Below are 4158 nucleotides of genomic sequence, written 5' to 3' on the forward strand. Positions count from 1 at the left end.
TTTTGTGTTCTGCCTTTCTTTCGGCTGCTGCGATAGTCGAAAGTATCGGAAGTGGTGACTGTTCTGTGCCTTTGTGGGAGCGGGCCATGCCCGCGAAACGATCACGAGCCTGGCCCGTTCCCACAGGTTCTGCGCCATGCTCGCTTTTTGTGTTCTGCCTTTCTTGCGGCTGCTGCGATAGTCGAAAGTATCGGAAGTGGTGACTGTTCTGCGCCTTTATGGGAGCGGGCCATGCCCGCGAAAGATTACGGGCATACTCCATTCCCGAGGCGCCTACACCGATGGCCCAATGCGGTCTAACGCTGATCCGGCAGCAGGAAGTTGCCCGGCCCGGCGTCCTCCAGGGTCGGCACTTCGGCTTCGTCCTTGAGGTCGACGCCCGATAGCTGGCGCCGGCAGGCCTCACGCATCAGGTACATCAGGCGAAAGGTCGCCATGCCGTAACTCAGGCCTTCCAGGCGCACGTTGGAAATGCAGTTGCGGTAGGCGTCATTGAGGCCTACCCGCGGCGCGTAGGTGAAGTACAGACCCAGGCTGTCGGGGGAGCTGAGCCCGGGGCGTTCGCCGATCAGGATCACCGTCATCTTCGCCCCCAGCCGTTCGCCCACTTCGTCCGCCACCGCGACCCGGCCCTGTTCGACCAGGGTGATGGGTGCCAGGGTCCAGCCTTCCTCGCCCAGCTGATCGAGCAGCCTTTCCAGGAACGGCAAGCTGTGGCGGCGTACGGCCAGTGACGACAACCCATCGGCGATGACGATGGCCAGGTCGTAACCGCGGCCCTTTTCTGCGGCGTAGCCATCCAGCGCGGTGGCCGACTCCTCGTTGAGGCGTCGGCCCAGATCCGGGCGTTGCAGGTAGGTATGTCGATCCGTTGCGGCACTGTGCAGCAGCAGGGTGTCGAGCCCTCGGCCCTGCAGCTCCTCACGCAGGCCTTCATGGTCGAACGGCAGGTGCACGGCGTCACGGGCCTGGGCATGGGCGAACTGGAAATCCAGCTGCGCGGCAGTCGGCAGGCTGGTGCCCGCGCGCCCGAGGGCGATACGGGCTGGGGTCAGTTGCCGCAACTGCTGCCAGGGGTTTTCGGTAGCGGGGGATTTGTCTGACATGACGTCCTCTTAAGCCAGTTGCGCCAGGGCCTGGCGGAACATCGGCGGCAGCTCGTCGCCCATGCGTAGTTGACCGCCCTGTTGCTGGAAGATGCCCATGCGCGCCAGCCATTGCTCGAACTCCGGCGCGACATGCAGGCCGAGCACCTTGCGCGCGTAGAGGGCATCGTGGAACGAGGTGGTCTGGTAATTGAGCATCACGTCGTCGGAGCCGGGAATGCCCATGATGAAGTTGATGCCAGCGGTGCCGAGCAGAGTCAGCAACGTGTCCATGTCGTCCTGATCGGCTTCGGCATGGTTGGTGTAGCAGATGTCGCAGCCCATGGGCACGCCGAGCAGCTTGCCGCAGAAGTGATCCTCCAGGCCGGCGCGGATGATCTGCTTGCCGTTGTACAGGTACTCGGGGCCGATGAAACCGACCACGGTGTTGACCAGAAACGGGTTGAAGTGCCGCGCCACGGCGTAGGCGCGGGTTTCGCAGGTCTGCTGGTCGACGTCGTGGTTGGCGTTGGCCGACAGGGCGCTGCCCTGGCCGGTTTCGAAGTACATGAGGTTGTTGCCCAGGGTGCCGCGCTTGAGGCTCAGACCGGCCTCGTAACCTTCCTGCAGCACCTTGAGGGTGACCCCGAAGCTGGCGTTGGCCGCCTCGGTGCCAGCGATCGACTGGAACACCAGATCCAGCGGTGCGCCGCGCTCGATGGCGGCGATGGAGCTGGTGACGTGAGTCAGCACGCAGGACTGGGTGGGGATTTCATAGCGCTGGATGATCGCATCGAGCATGTCCAGCAGGGCGCGGATCGAACTCGCACTGTCGGTGGCCGGGTTGATGCCGATCATCGCATCGCCATTACCGTAGAGCAGGCCGTCGAGGATGCTGGCGGCGATACCGGCCGGATCGTCGGTGGGGTGATTGGGCTGCAAGCGCGTGGACATCCGCCCGCGCAGCCCCATGGTGTTGCGAAAGCGGGTAACCACGCGGGTCTTCTGGGCCACCAGCACCAGATCCTGCACACGCATGATCTTCGAGACGGCCGCCGCCATCTCCGGTGTCAGCCCCGGCGCCAGGGCGCTCAGGCTGGCTTCGTCGGCAGCCTCACCGAGCAGCCAGTCGCGCAGCCCGCCGACCGTCAGGTGGCTGACCGGAGCGAAGGCAGTTGCATCGTGGGTGTCGATGATCAGCCGGGTGACCTCGTCCTTTTCGTAGGGAATCAGTGCTTCCTGCAGAAAATGCTTGAGCGGCACGTCGGCCAGAGCCATCTGCGCCGCAGCCCGTTCGGCGTCGCTCTGCGCGGCAACCTCTGCCAGATAATCGCCCGAGCGCGCCGGGCTGGCCTTGGCCATCAGCTCGCGCAGGCTGTCGAAGCTCCAGGTCATGTTGCCGATGGTGTGGGTAAAACGAGCCATAGCGTATCTCCTGTCGTGGCCGCCGCAGCGGCCACTTGGGGTCAATCAGCGTAGGGAGCGTTCAGCTGCCTGGATGGCGGCGAACTCTTCCTCCGGCGTACCGGACACCAGATGGTGACGGCTGTACAAGGCGAAGTAGGCGATGAACAGAGCGTAGATGATGGCAGCGCCGATCACGACGCGCAGGTCGACCAGGAAGCAGGCCACCAGCGCCACGGCAGCCAGCACCAGAGCCACCGACGAAGTCAGCACGCCGCCAGGGGTCCGATAGGGGCGGGGCATGTCGGGGCGACGGGTGCGCAGGGTGATGTGCGCCGCCATCATCAGTACATAGGATACGGTGGCCCCGAATACCGCGACCAGAATCAGCAGGTCGCCCTGGCCGGTCAGCGACAGGCCGAAGCCGATGATGCCCGGTACGATCAGCGCCATCACCGGTGCCTTGTTGCGGTTGGTCAGCGACAGGCTACGTGGCAGGTAGCCGGCGCGCGACAGGGCGAAGATCTGCCGCGAATAGGCGTAGATGATCGAGAAGAAGCTGGCGATCAGGCCAGCCAGGCCGACCAGGTTGACGAACTGGCTCATCCAGGTGGAACCACCGTAGACCTTGACCTGCGACTCGACCAGCGGGTTGCCCGAAGCCACCAGCGACTGCGCACCGGCAGCGCCAGGGCCGACCAACAGAATCAGCCCGGCGAACACCAGCAGTACCAGCACGGCGCCGATCAAGCCGCGTGGCAGGTCGCGCTTGGGATCCTTGGTTTCCTCGGCGGCCAGCGGCACGCCTTCGACCGCCAGGAAGAACCAGATGCCATAGGGCAGGGCGGCCCAGATGCCCAGGTAGCCGAACGGCAGGAAGGCGCTGGCACCAGTGGCCTCGGTAGCCGGGATATCGAACAGATTGGCGACCTGAAAGTGCGGCACCATGGCCACGATGTACACGCCCAGCGCGATGGCCGCCACGGCGGTGATCACGAACATCAGCTTCAGCGCCTCACCGGCACCGAGGATGTGGATGCCGATGAACACCACGTAGAACACCAGGTAGATGATCCAGCCGCCGATGCCGAACAGCGACTCGCAGTAGGCGCCGATGAAGCAGGCGATGGCTGCGGGGGCGATGGCGTACTCGATGAGGATCGCCGTACCGGTCAGGAAGCCGCCCCACGGGCCGAAGGCGGTACGGGTGAACCCATAGCCGCCGCCTGCGGTGGGGATCATCGAAGACAGTTCGGCCAGCGAGAAGCACATGCACAGGTACATGGTCGCCATCAGCAGGGTGGCGATGAACATGCCGCCCCAGCCGCCTTGCGCCAGGCCGAAGTTCCAGCCGGCGTAGTCGCCGGAAATCACGTAGGCAACGCCGAGGCCGATCAACAGGATCCAGCCCGCAGCGCCCTGCTTCAATTGCCGGTTGGCGAAGTACTCGGCGCCAACGGCTTCGGTTTCCACACCACTCTGAGAGGGTGTGGAGAGTGTCTCTTTGGACATTTCAGGACTCCTTCACGCCCGCCGCGGTGCGGCGAGCGCTGCTTTATGGGTTGGCTGGCTATGGCAAATCGGCAGATCAGAAGAAGCCCAGCGGATTGATGTCGTAGCTGATCAGCAGGTTCTTGGTCTGCTGGTAGTGGTCGAGCATCATCTTGTG

General features: G+C 64.2%; 4 protein-coding genes. All 4 read right to left on the minus strand.

Features of this window, described 5'->3' with window-relative positions; genetic code table 11:
* Positions 1-296: 296 nt before the first annotated feature.
* A complete protein-coding gene (eutC, locus tag ACT9T4_RS26510; protein ID WP_042556418.1) occupies positions 297-1106 on the minus strand; it encodes an ethanolamine ammonia-lyase subunit EutC in 810 nt (269 codons plus the stop codon).
* 9 nt (positions 1107-1115) lie between these two features.
* A complete protein-coding gene (locus ACT9T4_RS26515; protein WP_499119839.1) occupies positions 1116-2510 on the minus strand; it encodes an ethanolamine ammonia-lyase subunit EutB in 1395 nt (464 codons plus the stop codon).
* Between the two features lie 45 nt (positions 2511-2555).
* On the minus strand, positions 2556-4001 hold the full coding sequence (gene eat, locus ACT9T4_RS26520) for an ethanolamine permease (protein WP_499119841.1): 1446 nt from the start codon (positions 3999-4001) through the stop codon (positions 2556-2558).
* Positions 4002-4077: 76 nt separating this feature from the next.
* A partial coding sequence (locus tag ACT9T4_RS26525; protein WP_288465690.1) for a hypothetical protein occupies positions 4078-4158 on the minus strand: 81 nt, incomplete at its 5' end.

This window comes from Pseudomonas sp. SZ40 (genome assembly GCF_052958135.1).

What these genes read in the sequence shown, in the direction of transcription:
- eutC (WP_042556418.1), bottom strand. Translation starts at nt 1,106, where the DNA reads ATGTCAGACAAATCCCCCGCTACCGAAAACCCCTGGCAGCAGTTGCGG.
- ACT9T4_RS26515 (WP_499119839.1), bottom strand. Translation starts at nt 2,510, where the DNA reads ATGGCTCGTTTTACCCACACCATCGGCAACATGACCTGGAGCTTCGAC.
- eat (WP_499119841.1), bottom strand. Translation starts at nt 4,001, where the DNA reads ATGTCCAAAGAGACACTCTCCACACCCTCTCAGAGTGGTGTGGAAACC.